Consider the following 24,052-nt stretch of genomic DNA (forward strand, 5'->3'; position numbering starts at 1 on the left):
TTTATTACTTCATTGTTTTTGAAAATACTACAGAAAGCGCCAGTTCTTTATTTTGCCCTACTTGGCTCCCACTATCCCAAGCTCGCTTGAAGAACGCCATAAGACTTTCTTTCCTGCTGACTATTATATCAGAATTGTAACATACTGTAAATCAAAAACTATAGAAAGATGTATAGTATTCTCTACTCACTTTTTGAAAAAGTTGCAAGTCCAATAACTGACAATAAGAGAGAAATTCCTGAAATACTTAGAATAATAGAAATCATGTTATTCTCACCAGTGACTGGTAATTGTTTTCCTTCTTTGTTGACTGTAGCTAAAAGCACTTGTTGACCACTTCCAGCTAGTGTTTTATTCTCATGATTAGCTTCTATAATTGATGGAGTTTTCTCAATTTTATCATTGCTAATTGAAGGCTTAATAGTTGAGACTTGTCTATTGTGACTGACTAATTTAACAGGTTGCACTTGAGAAACTGGCTTAATCGATGCAACTTGTTTAGCTGGATTAACTGCCTTAACTGGTACAACTGGTTTAGCTGGATTAACTGCCTTAACTGGTACAACTGGTTTAGCTGGATTAACTGCCTTAACTGGTACAACTGGTTTAATTGGATTAGATGGTTTAATCGTTACAACTGGTTTAGTTGGATTAGATGGTTTAATCGTTACAACCGGTTTAGCTGGATTAACTGCCTTAACTGGTACAACTGGTTTAATTGGATTAGCTAGTTTAATCGTTACAACTGGTTTAGTTGGATTAACTGCCTTAACTGGTACAACTGGTTTAGTTGGATTAGATGGTTTAATCGTTACAACTGGTTTAGTTAGATTAGCTGGTTTAATCGTTACAACCGGTTTAGCTGGAATAACTGGATTAATCGTTACAACTGGTTTAGTTGGATTAACTGGATTAATTGTTACAACTGGTTTAGTTGGATTAGATGGTTTAATCGTTACAACCGGTTTAGCTGGATTAACTGGCTTAACTGGTGCAACTTCTTTAGTTGAATCAACCGGCTTAACTGGTGCAACTTCTTTAGTTGAATCAACCGGCTTAACTGGTGCAACTTCTTTAGTTGAATCAACCGGCTTAACTGGTGCAACTGGTTTGGTTGGAATCTCTACTTTATTAGCCTTCAGTTTTACAGTCGTCTCTTTTAGAGCATTGATTGCTGCATTAATTTCTTCTTGACTAGCTTCTGAATTTTCTAAAAGTAGCTTAGCTTTCCTGAAAATAAGATTATATGCATCCTTCTCCTCTTTGCTAGCTGTCAAAAATCTTGGATCTTTGTCTTGGAACTTCACTTCATCCACGATAACATTTTTTAGGCTCATGAAATCTGTTTCTTTCCCATTCAGCTGTTCTTGTGCTTTCAAGAAAGTGGTCAATAGACGATCGATTTCATCTTGAGTTATCAAATCTTTTGTAATTAATAATGCTAAGAGTTTAAATTCACGATCATATTGACCTTTGCGTTCTTGATCAGAATTTATATATTTACCTTTTTTAACTGTCTCAGCATATGCTTTAATGGCATTCTTCAATGATGTGATATCAGATTCCTTACCATCCAATGTTTGCATAGCAGACTCTAAAGCCTTAACAATTTGGTCAATTTTATCTTGGTTAAGTTTACTTCCCAATGCTAGTTGCGCATCTTTGACACTTTGGTCAAACATCTCTTTTAAATTCTGTTTTGTATTATAATATCTTGGAGTTTTAACTACTTCCATTTGTTTATTTAAAGCTGCAATCAAGGCTAACTTAGAAACAACTGAAAGTGACAAAACATTATTTTGACCAAACAGAACTTTAAATGGTTGAAGATTATCAAGTAATTCATAACCGTTTGACAGATTTACAAGAACCTTATATTCACCAGGAACCACTTTCTTACCATAAGAATTTTTACCATATGTTTCAGATGGCAAGACTTGACTCTGACCGTCTTCACCTACCAAAGTAATCGTTGTAGTTCCAGGAACAGCTTGATTAAAGCCAACCGTTACTGGGGCATATTTCATTTTGTTAGCCAAGAAGGTAATAGTTTGAAAACTATTTTCTTTCGTTAAATCAAATTCCTTAGATAAGGCACTCACAAATTTCAACTCTGTACGGTCATAGCTAAAAATTTCTGCAACATAATGTCCAAATTTCAAGAAATTAATATCTTTTGATTTATCAACAGTTACATATTGGCCTTCACTATTTTTAATGCGATAAACATAAGTCGTATCAATCTCACTCTTTGTTTTATTATTTAATATAGCAATTTTTACACGGCCACTATTTTCTTCACCTACAAGATTTTTTAGAGATATAAAGTCTACATTTCCCGCAAAGTCTTCCACATAATAGAAGATTTTCGATTTATCAATGTTCTTAGGAAGTGTATAACTACCATCTTCATTTTGTTTGATAATTTGATACTGTTCGATTTCTGAATCTGTTGATTCTCTATTTTCAGAAGGACGAATATAAAAGACTTTTTCTAAAAGAATTCCCCCATTTCCTACATCCTGAGGTTTACGAGCTATAAATTGTTCTTGATCTTTTTGAGAACGAATATATCCCGAAGTAATCAGAGGTTTTTGTGTATCGATTTGAATTTTAAATGTTGTGTATTGTTCTTCAGCTCCAGGGACATCTGGCTTATAACTAATAACATAGTCATAAATTCCATCAGAGACTCGATTTCCGTTAGAATCTTTTCCTCCCCAAGCTGTTTTATCTAGAACGTAACTTCTTGGATTTCTAGTATCGCCATCAAAATAATTTTTTACAAGGTCTGTTGGACGACTTTTCCAAATAGGGTTACTATGTGTTGTATCTGAAGAATCATAAACTGTTGCACGAAGATTTACCAAGTTTCTATAAACAAGAGTTTTAAATTGAACAGAATCTTTATTACCATCATCGTTTGGTGAGATAGCAAGGCGGATGTTCCCCTTTTCATCTAATTGAAGATGGTATTTTCCTTCGGCATCTTGTTTCACTCCGAGTACAGTCACTCGATTTCCTTGACGCTCTGCTTTTAAAACATTTAAATCATTTTCAGAACTTGTTAAATAAGTTGCATCGTCCGAAGGTGAAATTGCTGGATTATCTTTATCAATTTTAGAGTAAAATCCACTTTTTCCTTCCTGAATCAAATTATAAATTGGTTTTTCTATTGCAGGTAGATTTTGGAATTCTCCCTTAAATCCCATAAATGGTAAACCAATAATAGAACCATCATCTGCAGGATTGACAAATCTAACAAATCCTTCTAGAAAATAACCATTTGGCATTATTTTACTAAGTTCTTCAGTAAACTTACTTGTATCTACTCTAACTGTTACCGTCTTCGTACTATGAGCTTTCACAGTTACTTCAGGCCAGACTGTTTCAGTTAGTTTTCGTGGACGGAGAGTGAATTTCCCTTCGTTAACTTCATCCGTATTTGTATTTACAACCATCTTCAAAGTTTGGTCTTTGTCCGAAATATTATGAATTGTAACTTCAAAGGTAAATTTATCACCAACATTGCCAAGAGTAACACTTGGATAGTTATTTGTACCTGTTACAAATAGATCTGTGCTGGTTGCCGCCATCGTGTCAACTACACCGGCACCTTGCTGACGTGGAGAAGTATATGCTCCAGTTTGTTTATTAAAATGTGGTTTTGCAGTAGACATAATTAAAGCTTTTACAATCTCTGAAATTTGACTAGCTGATAATTCAGGATGTTTCTTTGCTAAATATTCTTTGACTAATGCTGCGACACCAGCTATATGAGGAGCCGCCATACTTGTTCCACTGATACTTCCATAACTATTGTCATTAAATGATGAATAGATATTTCCACCAGGTGCAGTAACATCTGGTTTCAATTGTCCATCTGTTGTAACTCCCCAACTTGAAAAATCTGATAATTGGTCTGCAACATCTGATTTACGATTATCCATCTTATGATTAAAGACAATTTTATACTGACCAGATTTAAGAATTTCACCATAATGTTTTGAAATAAAGACAGATGGGATTTTCTTAGCATCACCTGTAACAGACATACTAACATTTGCACCTTCAACGTTGTTATAAATTAAAACTCCAGCTGCACCGTGTTGAAGAGCATTTTTAATCTTATCAGAGAAATGGATTTTACCACGTTGAATCAGTGCTAACTTGCCTCTTACATCAATATTAGCAAAATCTTCTTCACGACCAATACCCGCTGCTACATATTCGTATTCTTTCCCTTTTTCAAAATCTTTTTCTGCTTCAGGTCTATTAAAATCAAACTTACCATAATCAAGTTTAGTATCATTTTCTAAACCTTTTACTTCAAAGACTTCAGTAGTTAGAATTTTATTATTAATCGAAGCAACAGAAATTGAATCTTCTACTGTAGAGGGATTTCCAACCAGTCCGTAATCAGGATTTTCTGCTAATGGTTGTGAAAAACCTCTACCGAAAGTATTGCTATTACCAGCAGCAATAACAACAGATACTCCTTTAGCGCGTGCTCTTTTTACTGCTTCAATAATATCTGAACCTGCATCTACCGTTGAACCCGCACCTGCACCCAAACTCATATTGATCACATCTGCACCTAACGCAACTGCGTCATCAATGGCTTTTACATAAAAGGCAGATGCTGTAGTTTTATCTCTGTCTGAAAAAACTCTCATAAACATTATTTGAGCTTCTGGTGCAACTCCATATACCTTCTCAGAATTCGGAGCTTTATTAACTGGATTTCCAGCTACAATACCAGTAACGTGCATTCCATGAGACTCTTTTTCAGCCTCTTTTATATTATCTGTTCCATCAAAGTAATCATAAGCATATACTACCTTGTCACTGTACCATTTCCCATAGTCAATACCAGCAGCCTTTTTAGCTTTTTCGATATCATTCTGATTTTTAAATTTCGCCTTTGACGGATCAGAAATACGCAGAACTTCATGATTCAAATCAAGGCCTGAATCTATAACAGCGACTACAGTTCCTTGCCCTTTGTGTCCTGCTTCCCATGTTTTAGGGACAGTAATCATTTCATTACTGGAGATACTATTTGGCTTTTCTTTATGCCCACTTTGAGATAAGGACTGTGATTGTGAACTTTCGGAAGAAGAACTGCTTTTTACTGCTGATTCTTCCTTCTTCTCTTCACTTTTTATAGCAGTCTTTTCTTTCTGTGTGATTACATTCTTGTCTGACTTATTATCTCTATATTCTATAGAATCATCTTGTTTTAATGACTCTGTCACTTCTGTTTTTTCCTTTGAAGGAGAATCTAGAGCATTCTTGTCAGCCGTGACTGGCGGTGCGAGCTTATTTGAATCATCTAATTTATTAATTGTTACTGCATGTGTAACTTGATTGGATGTTTCAATTTTTCCCTCATCGGCACTAACCTGTGCGAAAGTAAATCCGAATACAAAGACCGATAGCAGAAAAATCGTTGCTATTTGGTACTTTTGATGACAAAAATCTTTGCAATCTCCCATAAAATCACTCCTTTTTATTTAAATTAAAAGTATTATATACTAAATTATCAGAAAATTCTATCAAAAAAATATTTTGTAACAAAATTGTAATATTAATCATATCATACGATTTAAACATAAAAAATTAGCCTTGAGTGATACAAGACTAAATTTCTTTATTGAAAAATTACTTGCTATTTAATTGGTCATTCAGCAAAAATCTTACTGATCACGATTATAGAATAGTTCATGTGATTTTAATCGTGAATTAAGCATTTCTGGAACTGTGACAAAGTCATAACCTTGCCCTTTCAAGTAGTCAATAACCTTCGGTAGAGCATTTACAGTCTCAGCATGGATATCATGCATGAGAATAATAGAACCATTCTTGACTTCACGCTGAATTTCTGTCAAAATAGATGCTTCATTTTTACTCTTCCAGTCCAGACTATCCACATTCCACATAATAAAGCTCAAATCTAAGCTATTGCGAATATCGTCTGTAATGGCTCCATAAGGAGGACGCATGAGCTTAGAACTAGAACCCAACACTTTAGTTAGTGCAGCCTCAGTATCAGTTATTTGTTTTTTGGCTTCATCAAGCGAAAGTTTTGAAAGAACTGGATGGCTCCAACTATGGTTTCCAATGACATGACCATCCGATTTCATGCGTTTCAAAATCTCTTCATTACCAGCAACATTCTTACCTAAAACAAAGAAAGTAGCCTTAATTCCATACTTAGAAAGAGTATCTAATGCTTGAGTTGTCGTTGTAGGATTTGGTCCATCATCAAAAGTCAAGGCTACTACTTTACGATTTTTCTTCTCCAAATAAGCTTTATAAAGTTCCGCATCCTTATCTAGCAAATATGAGGACTGAATAAGCTCAAAGAAACTAGATACTGGCAAGGCAATCTCATCTAGATTTTCAACTTCCTGACTTGGATAAAGAATAATTTGGCTATCCTTATAATCAAAGTTCCATGCAGACAAGTCTTGATCAGAGAAGTCTTTAACAAGCTGATCGACCTTTTCTTGCTCCAATTTCTTATACTGTAAGAAAGAAGTCAGTTCTTTTGTCAGCTTTTCTTTGGCTTTACTAGCATCTGAAAATAATTGATCAAGTGTAAAAAGTTTGCCATCTTCTGTCAAATGGACTTTTGCCAGACTAGTTTTTTCAGTCTCTTCAACTTTTGACCAAGTTAAATCATAGACTTGTTTCATCACACTTCGGTTAACAATCCCTTTTAAAGTCGAATCCTGTTTCTCTGTATAATAAAAAACCAGATTTTCCTTATCTTCTAAATTTTCCTTAATATCCTGCACTATGATTCCTTTTACAGACGAAATCACTTGCTCCCCTTGGAGAGGATAATAGGTAATCACTTCAGCTTGTCCCTTACGAAAATGATCTTTCTGATTTTCCTCACTCAATTGATCATCTTTCTCTTTTTTGAGCGATTCAATCTTTTGTTCAAAGCTTTGTTTTGAAAATACCTTGTAGCCAATCATCGATCCAAGAACACAAATACTTACTGAAAAGATAGCTACTAGGGCTATTAAACCGATTCTCTTTTTATCGTATTCAACACGATTTGCTCTACTTTTATCCATAAGACCATCATATCAAATTCAGGCTATAATTTCAATGATTTTAGAGAAAACAGTATATTAAAAAGAGAGGAAGTTCCCCTCTTAAAATTTTATTTGACTGCTTCTTTCAAAGCATCTACCTTGTCCAAACGTTCCCATGGAAGATCAATATCTGTACGCCCCATGTGTCCATAAGCCGCTGTTTGACGGTAAATTGGACGCTTGAGATCCAGCATTTGGATAATTCCTGCAGGGCGAAGGTCAAAGATTTGACGAGCCGCTTTTTCAAGTTTGCTTTCAGCTACTGTTCCTGTACCAAAGGTATCGATACGGACAGAAACAGGCTGGGCAACACCAATAGCGTAAGCCAATTGTACTTCCGCCTTCTTAGAAAGACCCGCTGCAACAATATTCTTGGCAATATAACGAGCTGCATATGAGGCAGAACGGTCCACCTTAGTCGCATCTTTACCAGAGAAGGCACCACCACCGTGACGAGAGTAGCCACCATAGGTATCCACGATAATCTTACGACCAGTCAAGCCTGAGTCTCCTTGAGGCCCACCGATTACAAAGCGACCAGTTGGATTGATGAAGAATTTTGTTTGCTCATCCAAGTAAGAGGCTGGAATAACCTCTTTGATAACCTTGTTAATGATATCATTGTGAATTTGTTCGTTGCTGGCTTCTGGATCGTGCTGAGTAGAAATCACGACGGTGTCCACACGTACTGGGCGGTCATTTTCATCATACTCAACTGTAACTTGTGATTTAGCATCTGGGCGAAGATAGCTGATTTCCCCAGACTTACGAAGCTCTGCCAGACGACGAACCAATTTATGACTGAGTGAGATTGGCAATGGCATGAGCTCTTCTGTTTCATCTACTGCAAATCCAAACATGAGCCCTTGGTCTCCAGCTCCAATTAAGTCCAATGGATCTTGATCTGCATTTCCACGAACCTCCAAGGCTTCGTTAACACCTTGGGCGATATCCGGTGACTGCTCAACAAGTGACGGATGGACTCCCACCGTCTCAGCAGAAAAACCATATTCTGTATTGGTGTAGCCAATCTCTGCAATGGTATCACGAACCACACGGTTAATATCCACATAGGCATTTGTAGATATTTCACCAAAAACATGGACGGAACCAGTATATACAGCTGTCTCAGCAGCAACGTGCGCATCTGGATCCTTAGCTAAAATAGCATCCAAAATCGCATCTGAAATTTGGTCTGCAATCTTATCTGGATGCCCCTCAGATACAGATTCAGACGTGAATAATTTACGTTCTGACATAAAAATGTCCCCCCTTAAAAATAGTGTTATAGAGTTACAAAGTACTAGTAGGTATTTCCATTATCTTAGAGTTACAACACGAAAGAAATAAAAACGATACTTTTTTATTTCTGAAGCTAGTCAGGTGCATAGGGTAACCGCATTATTGCGACAACCGTAGAATGACGAACGACTTTGGAGCCGTCAGTATTTGCGAATTGAGACTCAAAAGAAAAAATAGAAATTTCTACCATCTTATCGGGACTATATAACGTTACCATTATATCATTTTTAAGCGCAATTTGCAGTCTTTAATGTAGTGTTTCTGTTTAGATAGTTCGTTCTCATAAATAAAAAGGTTGGAGCTCATCACTCCAACAATTACCTTAAAATGTTTGGCGTTTTGCTTTACGCTCTGCACGACCACGAGCGCGATTTTCAGCACGCTTGGTTTTACGACGTTTTTCATCAACCGCCCATTGAATTTTTTTCTTATAACCTGGTTTAACTTTTTTCTTTTTCTTTTTAACCAAACCAATCATTTCGATATCAAGCTTATCTTGCTTTTTCTCACGGTTGGCACGACGATCACGGTCATAAGTATCTTGAAATTCCCCGTCTTTGATCATCTTAGGAGTAAACTTGATTCCCAATTTCTCCAATTCACGGATATCCGAGTCATCACTTGGCTGATAAAGGGTAATAGCTGTACCTGGTAAGCCATTTCGTCCAGTACGACCAACACGGTGAACAAAGAAGGACAAATCTTGCGGAATGGCATCATTGATAACATGACTGACACCTTCAATGTCAATTCCACGCGCTGCCAAATCTGTTGCGACAATATACTCAAAATCCAGATTTTTTACCTGATTCATGATTCGCTTGCGTTCACGAGGGGCAATATCCCCATGGATTTTTGCCACCTTCAAGCCTTGAGCAGTCAGATATGAATGCAATTCATCAGCACGCGTTTTAGTGTTAACAAAAATCATTGCTAAATAAGGTTGCATCAACTGAGTCAACTGGTAAATTTGAGCATTCTTATCTCGGCCCTTGGTCGAAATCAACCAATTATCAATGGTATCAGAAATGACCGTTTTGGTCTTGATTTTCTCCATAACAGGATTTGACAAGTATTTTTTCAAAAATGGCTGCAACTTTTGTGGAATAGTTGCTGAGAAGACCATGAATTGCAGGTCTTTTGGAAGGCTGCCAGCAATCTTATCAACGGTTTCCAAGAATCCCATATCCAAGGTCATATCTGCCTCATCGACCACAAAGGTCTTGGCCTTGTGAATAGCTAGATCACCAGATTTAACCAAGTCGTAGATACGGCCTGGTGTTCCGATAACAATATGAGGCTGATTACTTGCCAATTTCTCAATTTGGCGAGCCTTATCCGTACCACCCACATAATTAACCACACGAACTTCGACATCTGAGTGGGCAGCAATCTGACGGGCCGCTTGGTAAATTTGAGTAGCCAACTCACGGCTTGGTGCAGTAATGACTGCTTGCACACTATCACTAGCTTCATCTAACTGCTGGAAAATCGGTAACAAGAAAGTATGAGTCTTACCTGAACCTGTTTTTGATTCACCGACTAGATCACGACCTGCCAAAACAATAGGAATCAACTTGTCTTGCACCTCTGTTGGAGTTGTAAATTTCAACTCCTCCAAGGCTTCACTAATATATTTTTTAAATTGAAATTTCGTAAATGACATAATATCCTCGATTCTATCTATCTTATCAATTATACCATATTTTATTCCATTACAGTAGTCTCACTTATTTAGGCTATTTCCAGTAGCTTTTCTAGTCAGAAAAAGGCTGGAATTTTATAATCCCAACCTCTTTTCATGCTCAATGAAAATCAAAGAGCAAACTAGGAAACTAGCCGCAGCTTGCTCAAAACACTGTTTTGAGGTTGCAGATAGAACTGACGAAGTCAGTAACATCTATACGGCAAAGCGACGTTGACGTAGTTTGAAGAGATTTTCGAAGAGTATCAGTCATTATTTCCAGTTTAAAATAGCATTCAAGCCATAGTGATCACTAACTTGTGGACTCTTGTTACCATCAAATACGACATGTAATTTTTCCACCTCTAACTCTTTGGTAGTAAAAACATAGTCGATTCGAAGGGGTTCTGTGTTCCCTTTCCATCCATCAATTTCAGGTGGAACAGTATAGCTACCACTTTTCTCTTGAGCAACTTCAAATGCGTCTTGTAACCCTAATGAACTAGCTAAAATAGCTTGGTAACCTTCCTGACCAGCCGGGTTGTTGAAATCTCCAGCTAGCAAAAGTGGCTTGTCCAATTCTTTCAAGACAGCCTCAAATCGTGCCCATTCTTCTTGGAAACCTTTATCCCACCAAGAAAGGTGGACACTTGCAACTGCTAGCTCCTTACCATCGACTACAGTTTCAGCCAGGGCAACACGGCGAGTATGATAGTCTGTTGGATCATCCACATCTGAAACCAAAATTTCTCTGGCTTCAATAGGTGTTTTAGACAAGATAGCCACACCTTCATGGTAGCGGTCATAACCGATATGATTATAAGCCCAAGTCCAATAGTAATTTTTTCCTTGCTCTGACAACTTTTCAACCAAGAGTCTAACATAGTGGTCTTGATGAATCGGCTCAGCAGCTGGCAAAGCTTGATAAAGGTCATTAACCTCCACCTCTGGCGAAGTAATCTCCTGATTGATTTCTTGGAAACAAATCAAATCATAGTCTTTATCAAGAATATCTTCAAGCAAGAGCTGGAATTTTTCCTCAGCTTCTTTTTCCATCCAGCTATGAGTATTGAGTGTTAAAAATTTCATGCTTTTCTCCTAAAACAAGAGGTTGGAAAACAGCTTCCAACCTCAAGTGTATCACAATTCTACTTTAGCAACTGCTGTTTTAGCTGCAAGAGAACCTGTTTGTTCTAATTTAACTGATTTAATAGCTTCAGCATTTGTGAAGACAACCACTGTAGAAGTTTCACGACCTGCTGCACGGATAGCATCCAAGTCAGCTGTGACAAGAAGATCACCTGCTGCAACTTTTTGTCCTTCAGCTACATGAACTGTAAATGGTTTTCCTTCAAGACTTACTGTGTCCAAACCAATGTGAACAAGTACTTCAAGACCTGCTTCAGTCACAAGACCAAGAGCATGTTTTGTAGGGAAGATGCTTGATACAGTACCTGAAACTGGAGATACAATGTTTCCATTTGCAGGTTCTACAGCAAATCCATCACCCATCATTTTTTGAGCAAATACTGGATCTTTTACTTGTTCCAAAGCAATAACTTGACCATCAGCTACTGAGTATACTTCCTCAGTAAGACCTTTAAAGTGAACAGTGTTTTGTTGCGCTTCTGTCATTTGACTTGGAAGAGTTTCAGGAATGACTTCACCTGAATCAAGGATATCTTGGATATCAGATTTCAATACGTCTGCTTTTGGACCGTAGATAGCTTGAACTCCTTGTCCTTTCATGACAAGACCCATAGCTCCTTCTGCTTTCCATTGTTCTGCATCACCGACTTTGTCAGCGTCTTTAACAGTTACACGAAGACGAGTCATACATGCATCAACATCAACGATGTTTGCACGTCCACCAAGAAGGTTGATAATGTTTACAGCTTGAGAACCTGCTGCAACTTTCACTTCACTGCTAGCTTCTTCTGAACCTTCAGCAGTCTCGTAGTTTCCGTTACGTCCTGGAGTTGCGTAGTTAAATTTTTGAATCATGAAGTTTGCGATAAAGTACATGATTACAGCAAAGAGAACAGTTACCCAAACGAAGTTAACGATATCCATACCGATACCAGCACTAATCGCAATAGGTGTACGAGTCAAGAACTCGATTGAACCGAATGAGTGCATACGTAGGTTCACAACGTCAGCCATAGCGAAGGCAGCACCTTGAACAAGTGAGTAAACAAGATACATAGGTGTTGCGATGAACATGAACATGTATTCGATTGGTTCAGTAACCCCTGTCAAGAATGTTGCAAGAGCTGTAGCGATCATCATACCTTTGTATTTATGTTTCTTATCAGCATCAACATTACGGTAGATAGCCACAATCACACCCATCAAGATACCGAATGAACCGATCATTTGTCCAACTTTGAAACGAGCTGGGTGAACAGTATCTAACAAGTGTTGATATTGAGTAGCATCAGTACCTTTAAGGTTTACAAGGTCTGTTACCCATGCAAGCCAAAGTGGGTCTTGACCAAATACTTGGCTACCTTTTGCTGCACCAGTTAAGACCTCATAAGTACCACCAAGAGCTGTGTAGTTCATTGGGATAGTCAACATGTGGTGAAGACCAAATGGCAAGAGCAAACGTTCCAATGTACCATACAAGAATGGTGCAAGGATTGGAGCAGTTTCTTGTGAGTTAGCAATCCAGATACCAAAGCTATTGATACCTGTTTGCACTACTGGCCAGAAAGCTGAAAGTACAATTGCAGCAATTACTGAACGAAGAATAACTACAAACGGTACAAAACGTTTTCCGTTAAAGAATGAAAGTGCATCAGGAAGCTTACGGAAGTTATAGTATTTATTGTAAGCAGTTGCTCCAATAAAACCTGAGATAATCCCTACGAAGACACCCATGTTAAGTGCTGGTGCTTCCATAACGCTAATAAAGTAATCAGCAACCTTGATTGAGCCACCAAAGAGAGTTGTTACCATAGCTTCAGGATTTTTCAACATATCGCCTGATACGCCAAAGATTGTACCAGTGATACGGTTGATTAGGATAAAGGCAAGACCTGCCGCAAACGCACCACCAGCACGTTCCTTAGCCCAGCTTCCTCCAATAGCGAGGGCGAACAAGATATGAAGGTTAACGATAACTCCCCAACCGATTTGCTCTAGTACACCACCAGTAATAACGAGTGGAGCAAAGTTAGGGTTAATCATCACAAGCGACTTACCGATTGAAATCATCAAACCAGCAGCCGGCATAACAGCGATAACCACCATCAAAGCCTTACCGAATTTTTGCCAAAACTCGAAAGACAAGACATTTTTGAATGTATCTTTCATCATTCAAATCTCCTTTATTTTTATTTAGGCAAACGTTTTACGAAAACGTTTGCACTTAACTATGTATTCATTATACCACTTTAAATTTTTTTGTAAAGGCTTTTATTAAAAAAATTAAGAAAAAAGAAAGTTTTTATACTTCCTTTTTTATATTTGTACTATTATAACACCCTAAAATGTGCTATCAAACCTTTAAGAAACGTCGCATTGAAATTCCTGATCCAATTGAACCAATAAAAATTCCAATAACAAACAATAAGGCAATCATCAGTGGACTGAATACTTCTGGTGAAATCATAGAAAGGTTTTGACCTACTAATGACTTATTAACCGATTGGTAAACCATTTGATAAACAACTAGTACTAAAACTGATGGAAGGGTTGCGCCAAATAATCCGATGAAAGCACCCTCAAGTAGGAATGGTCCTCGGATATAGCTATTCTTAGCACCAACCAAGCGCATAATTTGAATTTCTCGACTGCGGGAAATAATGGTAATACGAATGGTATTAGAAATCAAGAAAACTGCTATGAAAATCAAGAGGCCAGCAATCACTAGTCCCCAGACACGAATAAATGAGGCTAACTTAAACAAGCGTTCTGTATTGGCACCACCATCTTGAACTTCTGATACACCTTCAATTTTCTTAGCCTCTTCCGCTACTGTCTTTACATCACTTGGTGTGTTAGTATCTACTATATATGCATCATAGAGAGGATTAGCATCACCTTCAAAGATTTTCCAGTTGTCCCCCATTGTCTCAGTTAATTTTTCATATTGTTCTTCTTTACTTGAAAAGGTAACACTCTTAACTGTAGACATACCCTTCAAGGAATTATATACCTTGTGGTAGTCATTATTTGTAACAGTTTGACCTTCTTTTTCAATAGTTTCACTATTATCGGCTACGTCCTTACGAATGTATACCATTACTCGGACATTATTTTCAATATCTGTAGCTAGTTTCGCTGTATTGAAAATAACAGAAGCAAATATTGCCACCAAGGTCAAAGTAATCATGACTGAGCTGACAGCAGCTACTGTCATCCAGCCATTTCGTTTCAAACTTTTTAGCGATTCAAATAAATGGCGAAAAAATCTACTAATCATCGTATCCGTACTCTCCTTTTGATTCATCACGAACAACACGGCCATTTTCAATGGCAATGACACGGTGGCGCAAGGTATTTACAATCTGGCTATTATGAGTCGCCATCAAAATAGTTGTCCCTTGTAGGTTAATCCGTTCCAAGAGATTCATGATTTCCCATGAGTTATCAGGATCCAGGTTTCCTGTTGGTTCATCGGCTATCAATACTTTTGGATTATTTACAATAGCACGCGCAATCGCAATACGCTGTTGTTCTCCACCTGAGAGCTCATTTGGGAAAGAACGAACCTTATGCTTCAATCCAACCAAGTCCAAAACTTCCATCACACGTTTTTTGATATTACGGCGATTTTCCCCGATTACTTCCATAGCGTAAGCAATATTTTCATAGACCGTTTTCTTTGGCAAGAGTTTATAATCCTGAAAAACAACCCCAACACTACGACGTAGAAGAGGGACATCTTTCTTCTTAATCTTAACCAGATTAAAACCAGCAACTGATAGACTTCCTTTATCGATTTTTACTTCACGATATAGAGAACGAATAAAGGTTGACTTCCCTGCTCCCGAAGGTCCTACGATGTAAGCAAATTCTCCTGGTTGAACACTGACCGAAACACCGCGTAGGGCAGTCGTTCCGTTGTCGTATTTTTTTACGACATCTCTCATTTCAATGATTGACATGTGACTTCCTTTCTATCTTAGCTAATTCGCCACTTGAGATAGGCATCGATAAAACCATCTAGGTCCCCATCCATGACCTTATCTACCTGAGCAACTTCAAAGCTAGTTCGGTGATCTTTTACCATAGTATATGGCGTGAAAACATAAGAACGAATTTGACTTCCCCATGTGATTTCCTTTTTCTCACCCTTGAGGGAATCAACTTCCGCAGCTTTCTTTTCTTGCTCCATTTGATAGAGCTTAGCCTGCAACATCTTCATGGCACGATCTCTATTTCCATATTGGGTACGATCGACCGTTGATTGTACGACAGTTCCCGTAGGAATGTGTGTCAAACGCACTCCTGTTGAAACCTTATTGACGTTTTGCCCACCAGCACCACCTGAACGGAAGGTATCCATCTTAATATCATCTTCACGGATTTCCACTTCAATGGTATCATCCAGCTCAGGCATCACTTCTACAGATGTGAAAGAGGTGTGGCGACGTTTGGCAGAGTCAAATGGTGAAATACGAACCAAACGGTGAACACCCATTTCTGACTTGAGAAGACCATAGGCATTAGGGCCTTCAAATGATAAGGTTACCGACTTAATACCAGCTTCATCTCCTGCTTGGTAATCCAAGACTTCTACTTTAAATCCTTTAGCATTTCCATAGCGAGTGTACATACGAAGTAGCATATCACCCCAGTCTTGAGCTTCTGTACCACCAGATCCTGGATGGATTTCCAAAATGGCATTATTATGGTCATAAGGTTCTGACAAGAGAAGTGTCATCTCATAGCTGGTCATCATCTTATCCAGTTCGGCTAACTGTGTTACCAGTTCTTCTTGAACCGACTCGTCTTCTGCTAAGAAGTCCAATAAAATTTCGACTTCATCCTGCAACTCTTCCATCTTATGGAAGGTATTGTAGGTGTTTTTTAATTCATTCAATTCTTGCGACGTTTTTTGGGCCGCGATATTATCGTTCCAAAAATCAGGTTCTGTCATCTTGTTTTCCAAGATGGCAATCTCTTCCTCTAGACTCTCGAGGTCAAAGAGACCCCCTGAAAGAAGCTAATTTTTCACGATTTGCGTCAATTTTTTGACGGATTACTGAAATGTCCATAAATACTCCTTTTTTGTATCGTTTTATTATACCATATTCTCTCATTTCTTTCCATCTTTTGCTCTACTCCCCTTTTCATGGAAAAAGAAGCTGGGCAAAAACCCACTTCTAACTATCAAAAAAACGAGCATTTTCGTAGTTAAAGATGCTCGTTTTATTATGTCAGTGTTTATAATTAAAATAACAACAAAACAATTAGAAAGCCATGACAATGTATAAAGATTGTAACACAAATCAGTTAATACTCAATTATATTCAAAAAGCAACCTTGTTCATTGTCTGCTGACAGTGGACTTTAAAACATTTTTTTCCAATCCTTGAATAACTTCTTGAAGCTTATCAATGACAGCTTCCAATGTTGGGAAAGCCTTATTTTTAAAACCTCGTTTTCGAATTTCTTTCCAGACTTATTCAATAGGGTTCATTTCTGGTGTATAAGGTGGGATAAAAGCCAAGTCAATATTACTTGGAATCTCCAAGGTACTTGATTTATGCCATATAGCATTATCCATGACAAGTAAAATATAGTTATCTGGATAAGCTTGTGAGACTTGCCGTAGAAATTCATTCGTCCACTCAGTATTGCATCCTCCGGCAATGAGGAAAAAGGAATCTCCTGTCTGAGCATTTATCGCTCCATAACAATAGCGATATTCTCGCATATAATGACTAGGAATGCTAGGTCGGATTCCTTGAGGAGCCCAACAAGAACTCATCTTACTGATTCTCCCGAAACCAGCTTCATCTTGGTAGATCAAACGTACTTTGTTATAAGTCCCCTTCTCTTTAAAGCGCTTACTTAAGGTCTCGAATGTAGATTTTATTTTTAGACGTCTCAATTGTCTGAGCGTCTGCCTTCTTAGGATGTTCAGGTCGAGGGGTGACTGTTCGCCAACCATGGCGTTTCAAGAGATAATAAAAACCATCACGTGTAGAAGTGCGACCAATTTCTTTTTGATAAGCTTCGAATAACTGATTGACAGTTACAAATTCCCCAGCCTGAGCAGCTTCTATATGACGTTTTAGAAATGCTTGTTCTTCTTCGTAAGTCATATATTCTCGATGACGTCCACCACGAGTCTCTTGAAGAAGAGCTTCTAAACCAAACTCCTTGTATTTTTTCAAATTCCTCCAAACAGTTGTTTTATTGCAATCTAGCAGATTCATGATTTCCTTATAACTCTTTCCTTTTGAGCGAAAATAAATAATCTGTAGACGTTTATGATATTTGGCATACGATGAATCTCTCAGGAGTTTTTCAATTTTCTGTATTTCTTCGTTTGTAAGTTTCATAACTACTATTATAAGATGGTTTTTGATTTTAGTATAGTATGAAATGATACTCACTGAAAATCAAAGAGCAAACTAGGAAGCTAGCCGCAGGCTGTACTTGAGTACGGTAAGACGACGCTGACGTGGTTTGAAGAGATTTTCGAAGAGTATGACAATATAGCGTGATGATTGTAATTCTTTTGTCATTTTCCCTCCAGAAAATAAAAAAAGGAGAACAATATTTAACTGTTCTCCAAAATAAATTTATTAAAAAGAAAAACCCTGCCAAATTAATTTTTGGTAGGGTTTTTGGTAGGAAACTAAATTAATTTATCAGTTTCTAAAATGTGTTCACGATTCTAAAAGGCTGATACTATAGTATTCCGAATTCTAATTGGTATATGCCTCTTATTTAAGAGTAACTGAAGCTCCAGCTTCTTCCAATTTAGCTTTGATTTCTTCAGCTTCTGCAGTTGCAACGCCTTCTTTAACAAGTGCTGGTGCACCGTCAACAAGTTCTTTAGCTTCTTTAAGTCCAAGACCAGTGATTTCACGTACAACTTTGATAACGCCAACTTTTTTGTCGCCTGCAGATGTCAATTCAACGTCGAATGAATCTTTAGCAGCACCAGCGTCAGCAGCACCAGCTGCAGCAACAGCTACAGGAGCAGCTGCAGTTACACCAAATTCTTCTTCGATAGCTTTTACAAGGTCGTTCAATTCAAGGATTGAAGCTTCTTTAATTTCAGCAATAATGTTTTCAATGTTCAATGCCATTGTTATTTCCTCCAAATAAGTTTTAAATTTTATAATAGTTTTTTCGTAGCTAGGCTACGCTGCGTAGCTTAAGATTAAGCTGCGTCTTCTTTGCTTTCTGCAACCGCTTTGACTGCAAGAGCAACGTTGCGCACTGGCGCTTGAAGTACAGAAAGGAGCATAGAAAGAAGTCCTTCGCGGTTTGGAAGAGTTGCAAGTGCAAGAATCTCTTCTTTAGATGCGACAGCGCCTTCGATTGCACCACCTTTGATTTCAAGTGCTTCAGCGTTTTTAGAAAAGTCGTTCAAGATTTTCGCTGGTGCGATAACATCTTCATTAGAAAATGCAATTGCAGATGGTCCAACAAATACAGATGCAAGATCTTCAAGACCAGCTTTTTCAGCTGCACGACGTAAGATTGAGTTTTTAATGACTTTATACTCAACTTCGCTTCCACGAAGCTCACGACGAAGAACTGTATCTTGCTCAACTGTCAAACCACGAGCGTCTACAACGACGATAGCTGCAGCAGCTTTCATTTTCTCAGCTACTACGTCAACTAGTTCCGCTTTTTTAGCAATAATTGCTTCACTCATTAGTGTGTTCACCTCCGTTATTATTTTGCTTGGGGAATTTTTCCAAAAGAAAAACGCGCCCAAACCTAGACACGAAAGTACAATACGCTTCTTTTTACATGATACGTTTTGTCCTCGGTAGGATACTTATGAGTCAAGCTCCCCTACTGTCTTAGGCAGTTTTTTCAAACCGTATATAAGTATAGCATAGTCAAAAAAAGAATGCAAGATTTTTGCAAACTTTTTTTAAACTTTTTTCGTGATTTTTCTTTTAAAGTTCTACTGTCAGTACTTGGCCTTGCTTAACAACCTGTTCTCCGGCGATATAAACATCATCTACATCACTGGATTTGACAGCATAAACTAGGTGGGAAAGCATATTTTCTTGGGGTTGGAGATGGATTTTCCCTTGTGGTTGAATAACGAGAAAATCTGCCTGCTTGCCAACTTCCAGACTTCCTATCTGATTTTCCATTCCTAGAACCTTAGCCCCTTCGATTGTCAGTGCCTTGAGAGCCATTTCGATAGGAAATTGGCTGGCATCTCCACTTTTCATCTTCTGAAGAAGGGCTGCTGTCCGTCCTTCCTCAAACATATCCAGATTGTTATTGGAAGCAACCGAGTCAGTCGCAATTCCCACTGCTACTCCCGCTTTTTGGAGCTGGATAATTGGAGCAATTCCTGATGCCAATTTGAGATTACTGATAGGATTATGCGCAATTGCCACTTGAGAAGTTGACAAGCGTTTAATTTCTCGCTCGTTTAATTCTACTCCATGAGCAAAGACAGACGGATGATCTAAGTAACCCAGTTCTTCTAGAAAAGCGAGGGGGCGTTTGCCGTATCGTTTCAGGATAATGCCTGATTCCTCCTTGGTCTCCGCCACATGGATATGGATGGGAATGTCTAGCTCTTTTGCCATTCCCAAGCTCTCTTCCAGCAAATCTTTACTACAGCTGTAGGGAGAATGTGGGGCTACCATTACCATGAAATTTGGATTTTCATATCCTAAGATTTCCTCGATGATGGCCCGTGTTCTGCTTATAGTCTCAGCAGTCGTTTCTGCCTCTGAAGAAAAGAGAGTCGGTGAGAAATAGCAACGCATCTTAGAGACTTTCACTGCCTGATAAATTTGCTCAATATTCACTCCATTGGGATTATACATATCATTGAATGTTGTTGTTCCTGACTGAAGCATCTCTGTCAGCGCTGCTTTGACCGCCTTGGTAGTCATGTCTGAAGTAAACTCAGCTTCTGCAGGCCAGATATAGTCATTGAGCCATTCATGGAGGTTGCTGTCGTCCCGAATTCCTCGCAAACCTGTCATAGCAGAATGGGTGTGGCAATTGACCAAGCCAGGCATAATCCAGGCTCCCTGATAGTCTATAATCTGCTCAGCTTGCTCTAAAATCTCTGGATTCTCTTGACCAACATAGATGATTTGAGAATCCTTAACGGCTAAGATTCCATTCAGATAAACATGGAAATCTTGGTCACAAGTCACGATATTTACATGCTGATAGACTTTCATTCTAGGCTCCTTTTCTAAAAGACAATTTACAGTGAATAATTTTTCTAGCTATTGTAACAAAAAAGTCACCCGAAGGCAACTTTTTTTGGCCATAAGATTTTAAAATAGAAAGGATTATTCAGAGCTAAAAGCTGCAGCTTGCTGCATTTGGTAATACTTGCCCTTCCTATCCATAAGGTCCTGATGGTTCCCATACTCAACAATATCACCATCCACTAAGACTAGAATCATATCCGCATCCTGAATGGTTGACAAGCGGTGGGCAATGATAAAGCTTGTGCGCCCCTTCATGAGTTTAGCAAAGGCATCCTGTACCAGCACTTCTGTCCGCGTATCGATGGATGAAGTTGCTTCGTCTAAGATAAGAATCTTTGGAATAGCCAGAAAGACTCGGGCGATGGTCAAGAGCTGGGCTTGCCCAACAGAGAGAGAGTCTCCTGCATTTTCCAACTTGGTATCATAGCCCTGTGGCAACTGTTGGATAAAAAAGTCTGCATTGGCTGCTTTGGCAGCAGCAATCACTTGCTCCCGACTGGCATCAGGATTGCCAAAGGCAATATTGTCATGAATGGTTCCTTGCTTGAGCCAGGTTTCTTGGAGCACCATCCCAAACTGCTGTCTCAATGATGCTCGGGTATAGTCATAAATGGATTGGTTGTCTAGCAAGATATCTCCCGAGTTAATAGGATAAAAACGCATGAGGAGATTGATAAGAGTTGATTTTCCAGCTCCTGTCGGACCAACGATGGCCACCTTGCTACCAGCCGGAATATCAATAGACAAATCCTTAATCAAAATCTTTTCAGGATGGTAGCCAAAAGAAACCTGTTTAAAGGAAATGGCTCCCTTAACCTGGTCACTGGTCAAGACTTCCTTACCTGTTTCAGCTACCTCAGGACTTTCTAAGACAGCATAGACACGCTCTGCACAAGCCAGAGCACTTTGCAACTCAGCTAGCACTGAAGAAATATCGTTAAAGGGCTTGGTATACTGCTGAACATAGTTCAAAAAAGTCACTAAGCGTCCAATGGTCAAGGTAGAGCCTATCATGATACGATAAGCTCCCACTCCAGCTAGAAGGGCATAAATGAGCGCATTTACAAAGCGAGTCGAAGGATTAACCGTTGATGAATAAAAGATGGCTGACTGAGAATAACCTGCATAGTTATCATTAGCCTCACGCAGCCTTTGGATAAACTCTTCCTGAGCATTGAAAGATTGAATAATAGTCTGCTGGCTCAACGATTCTTCAATCAACTGAGTCTGAATTCCCCTAGTCTCTGTTTGCTTTTGGAAGAGATGATAAGATCTCTTGGCAATAAAGCGTGAGATTACCATAGACAGTGGCGTCAACAATAAGACTAAGAGAGTCATGAGGAGATGGATTTGGAGCATGGCTAGAATACTAACCAAAATCATCAAGACGCCAATGAAAAATTGGTTAAAAATCATGGCCAAGCCAGCTACCAACTGTTCTATGTCCGTTGTTACACGACTGACCATCTCCCCACTGCCTTGCCGATCCACCAAAGCAATCGGTAACCGATGGAGCTTATGGATGATTCGCTCTCGTAAATCTTTGGTATAAGAGAAGATTAGGCGATTATAGAGGAGAGGATTGATCCATTGAACTAGGGTATTTCCTATGACTACCAAGATCATCTGAATGAAAATCTGCCAAAAAACTAGCGAAGACTCAGCCACTAGAACCTGGTCGATGACCTGCCCAATCAGAATAGGTAGGTAGATTGATAAGCCAACCTGAGCAATAGTTCCTAGAAAGGCTAGAAAAAGGAGGAAGGGATGGCTTGCTAAATCTACGGCTAAACGTTTGAGCGTCTGGTTTGCGGTTTGTCGTCTCATGCTAGTCCTCCTTTCCATGTTGGGATGCATTGATTTCCCGATAGACTTGGCTAGTCTTCATCAAGTCATCGTGCTTGCCAATAGCTAGTAGCTCACCTTTTTCCAAAAGGAGAATCTGGTCAGCCATCTGTAAAGTTGAGGGTCGTTGAGAAATCAAGATTAAGCTCGTGTCTGGCAAATTTTCTCGGATAGCTTTCAAGAACTTGGACTCTGTGATGGTGTCGAGGGCTGAGGTCGCATCATCTAGGATGAGGAACGGAGCTTGGTGCAAGACTGCTCGTGCGATAGACAGCCTTTGTTTTTGTCCGCCTGAGAAATTTCGCCCTCCTGCCTCAACTAGGGCATCCAAAAGTCCTTCCTTTTCACTGACAAAATCCTTGGCTTGCGCAATCTCCAAGGCCTGCCAGAGTTCTCGGTCAGTCACTTCTTGATTTAAGCCTAGAGTTAAGTTGGAACGAATAGTTCCCTTAAAGAGTTCGACCTTTTGTGGCACATAAGAAATCCAAGACCGCCATTGCTCAAGATTACGAGGACTACGTCCATCTCGATAAAGGTCAATGCTTCCCTTGTCTGCTAGATAAAGTCCAAGTAAGACTTGCACCAAGCTTGATTTACCAGAACCCGTCCCTCCGATGATACCGAGGATTTGCCCTTGACTCATATCAAAGGAAATGTCTCTCAGAGAAGGCTGGGCCGCATCAGGATAGGTAAATGTCATTTCTTGGACTTGTAAAACCTGATTACTGGTATCTTGCTTTTGTTCTAACTCTGAATGGATATCTTCTGGAGTTTCGGCAAAGACTTCCTCGATTCGCTTGGCTGAGATGTAGGACTGGTTGAGAGAATTGATCAGCATGGCTAGCTTGACCAATTCTACCAAAATCTGCAAGAGGTAGTTGATGAGGGCAATCAGGGCACCTTGACTGAGTCCCCCTCCTTGAATTGAAATATAACCCTGCCAGATGATGATGAGGAGAGTTCCATTGACAATCAGATAGGTCAGAGGGGTTAATAAACTAGACCAGAAACCTGTTTTTTCTTGTAATTTGGCATAAACTTGATTAAGGGTTTGAAAAATCTGTAACTCTCGTTTTTCTTGTCCAAAAGCACGAATAACCCGCATCCCTTGTAGTTGCTGGCGCGTTTCCTGAACCAGTTGGTCTGTTTTCTTTCTCAGACTACTGTAGAGAGGATTGACCAGTCGAGAGAGCCCTACAATGACAATCGTCAAAATCACAACCATAACCAAGAACCAGAAAGTCAGTTCAGCCGAGATGCGATAGGCCATAAAAATGGCACCAAAAACGATAATAGGGGCTCTCAAAAATAGGCGCAAGAATTGATTAATACCAGTCTGAATCTGATAGGTGTCCGAAGTCAAACGAGTCACCAAGCTTGAAGTTGTCAGACGGTCTCTGCTATCCTTGGGTAGGGAAAGAATATGACGATAGAGGTCGTTTGTCAATTCTTTGGCAAATCCAACCGCAGCCTTAGCTGAGTAAAACTGAGCTACCAAGGCCACTACAACACCAATCACTGCAAAGATAAGGAGTAGGCCAATCTGCATCCATAGATGCCCTTGATCTCTCTGGGGCAAGGATTGGTCAACAATCCCTGCAATCACCATGGGAACCAGGAGCTCAAAAACAGCTTCTAGTAGCTTGAACAAGGGTGCTAAAATCGATTCTTTGATGTAGGGTTTAAAGTAAGATAGTAAGTGTTTCATAAAT

14 protein-coding genes, 1 pseudogene and 1 other annotated feature are annotated in these 24,052 nt (G+C 39.0%); all 15 genes and pseudogenes read right to left on the minus strand.

The window, feature by feature from the left end:
- Positions 1 to 182 precede the first annotated feature (182 nt).
- The 15 genes and pseudogenes from SK629_RS05125 to SK629_RS05200 all read right to left on the minus strand — a co-directional run bounded on the left by SK629_RS05125 (position 183) and on the right by SK629_RS05200 (position 24,048).
- A complete protein-coding gene (locus tag SK629_RS05125) occupies positions 183 to 5,498 on the minus strand; it encodes a S8 family serine peptidase (protein WP_050492353.1) in 5,316 nt (1,771 codons plus the stop codon).
- Between the two features lie 201 nt (positions 5,499 to 5,699).
- Positions 5,700 to 7,091, minus strand: coding sequence for a peptidoglycan-N-acetylglucosamine deacetylase PgdA (pgdA, locus tag SK629_RS05130; RefSeq protein ID WP_050492354.1), 1,392 nt, complete (start codon positions 7,089 to 7,091; stop codon positions 5,700 to 5,702).
- 89 nt (positions 7,092 to 7,180) lie between these two features.
- Positions 7,181 to 8,371, minus strand: a complete 1,191-nt coding sequence (gene metK, locus SK629_RS05135) for a methionine adenosyltransferase (RefSeq protein ID WP_042900874.1) — start codon at positions 8,369 to 8,371, stop codon at positions 7,181 to 7,183.
- Positions 8,372 to 8,736: 365 nt separating this feature from the next.
- Positions 8,737 to 10,080, minus strand: a complete 1,344-nt coding sequence (locus SK629_RS05140) for a DEAD/DEAH box helicase (protein WP_042900875.1) — start codon at positions 10,078 to 10,080, stop codon at positions 8,737 to 8,739.
- Positions 10,081 to 10,371: 291 nt separating this feature from the next.
- A complete protein-coding gene (locus SK629_RS05145) occupies positions 10,372 to 11,187 on the minus strand; it encodes an endonuclease/exonuclease/phosphatase family protein (RefSeq protein ID WP_042900876.1) in 816 nt (271 codons plus the stop codon).
- 51 nt (positions 11,188 to 11,238) lie between these two features.
- Positions 11,239 to 13,419, minus strand: coding sequence for a PTS transporter subunit IIBC (locus SK629_RS05150; protein WP_080710213.1), 2,181 nt, complete (start codon positions 13,417 to 13,419; stop codon positions 11,239 to 11,241).
- 181 nt (positions 13,420 to 13,600) lie between these two features.
- Entirely contained in the window at positions 13,601 to 14,527 is a 927-nt protein-coding gene (gene ftsX, locus SK629_RS05155; protein ID WP_042900877.1) for a permease-like cell division protein FtsX, read from the minus strand.
- Entirely contained in the window at positions 14,520 to 15,212 is a 693-nt protein-coding gene (gene ftsE / locus SK629_RS05160) for a cell division ATP-binding protein FtsE (RefSeq protein ID WP_000022265.1), read from the minus strand. The genes ftsX and ftsE overlap by 8 nt, the downstream gene beginning before the upstream one ends.
- A gap of 17 nt (positions 15,213 to 15,229) precedes the next feature.
- Positions 15,230 to 16,325, minus strand: a protein-coding gene (gene prfB, locus SK629_RS05165) for a peptide chain release factor 2 (RefSeq protein WP_152639369.1) whose coding sequence is annotated in 2 segments (ribosomal slippage) — positions 15,230 to 16,252 and positions 16,254 to 16,325 — 1,095 coding nt in all. Because the reading frame shifts where the segments join, the coding sequence is not laid out codon by codon here.
- 272 nt (positions 16,326 to 16,597) lie between these two features.
- A pseudogene (locus tag SK629_RS11485) lies at positions 16,598 to 17,618 on the minus strand (IS630 family transposase).
- A gap of 387 nt (positions 17,619 to 18,005) precedes the next feature.
- Complete coding sequence (gene rplL, locus SK629_RS05180) at positions 18,006 to 18,374, minus strand: 50S ribosomal protein L7/L12 (RefSeq protein WP_001196965.1); 369 nt, start codon at positions 18,372 to 18,374, stop codon at positions 18,006 to 18,008.
- 74 nt (positions 18,375 to 18,448) lie between these two features.
- Positions 18,449 to 18,949, minus strand: a complete 501-nt coding sequence (gene rplJ, locus SK629_RS05185; protein WP_042900879.1) for a 50S ribosomal protein L10 — start codon at positions 18,947 to 18,949, stop codon at positions 18,449 to 18,451.
- 38 nt (positions 18,950 to 18,987) lie between these two features.
- Positions 18,988 to 19,123: a sequence feature (ribosomal protein L10 leader region), on the minus strand.
- 76 nt (positions 19,124 to 19,199) lie between these two features.
- Positions 19,200 to 20,459: a TRZ/ATZ family protein gene (locus SK629_RS05190; RefSeq protein ID WP_042900880.1), complete on the minus strand. Its 1,260-nt coding sequence runs from the start codon at positions 20,457 to 20,459 to the stop codon at positions 19,200 to 19,202.
- Positions 20,460 to 20,573: 114 nt separating this feature from the next.
- The gene (locus SK629_RS05195; protein WP_042900881.1) at positions 20,574 to 22,322 is read right to left on the minus strand and encodes an ABC transporter ATP-binding protein; all 1,749 of its coding nucleotides are present in this window, start codon (positions 22,320 to 22,322) and stop codon (positions 20,574 to 20,576) included.
- A 1-nt stretch (position 22,323) separates the two neighbouring features.
- Positions 22,324 to 24,048: an ABC transporter ATP-binding protein gene (locus SK629_RS05200; protein WP_042900882.1), complete on the minus strand. Its 1,725-nt coding sequence runs from the start codon at positions 24,046 to 24,048 to the stop codon at positions 22,324 to 22,326.
- Between the last annotated feature and the right edge of the window lie 4 nt (positions 24,049 to 24,052).

The organism is Streptococcus mitis (assembly GCF_000722695.1).
In the GTDB taxonomy this organism is placed as follows: Bacteria; Bacillota; Bacilli; order Lactobacillales; family Streptococcaceae; genus Streptococcus; species Streptococcus mitis_O.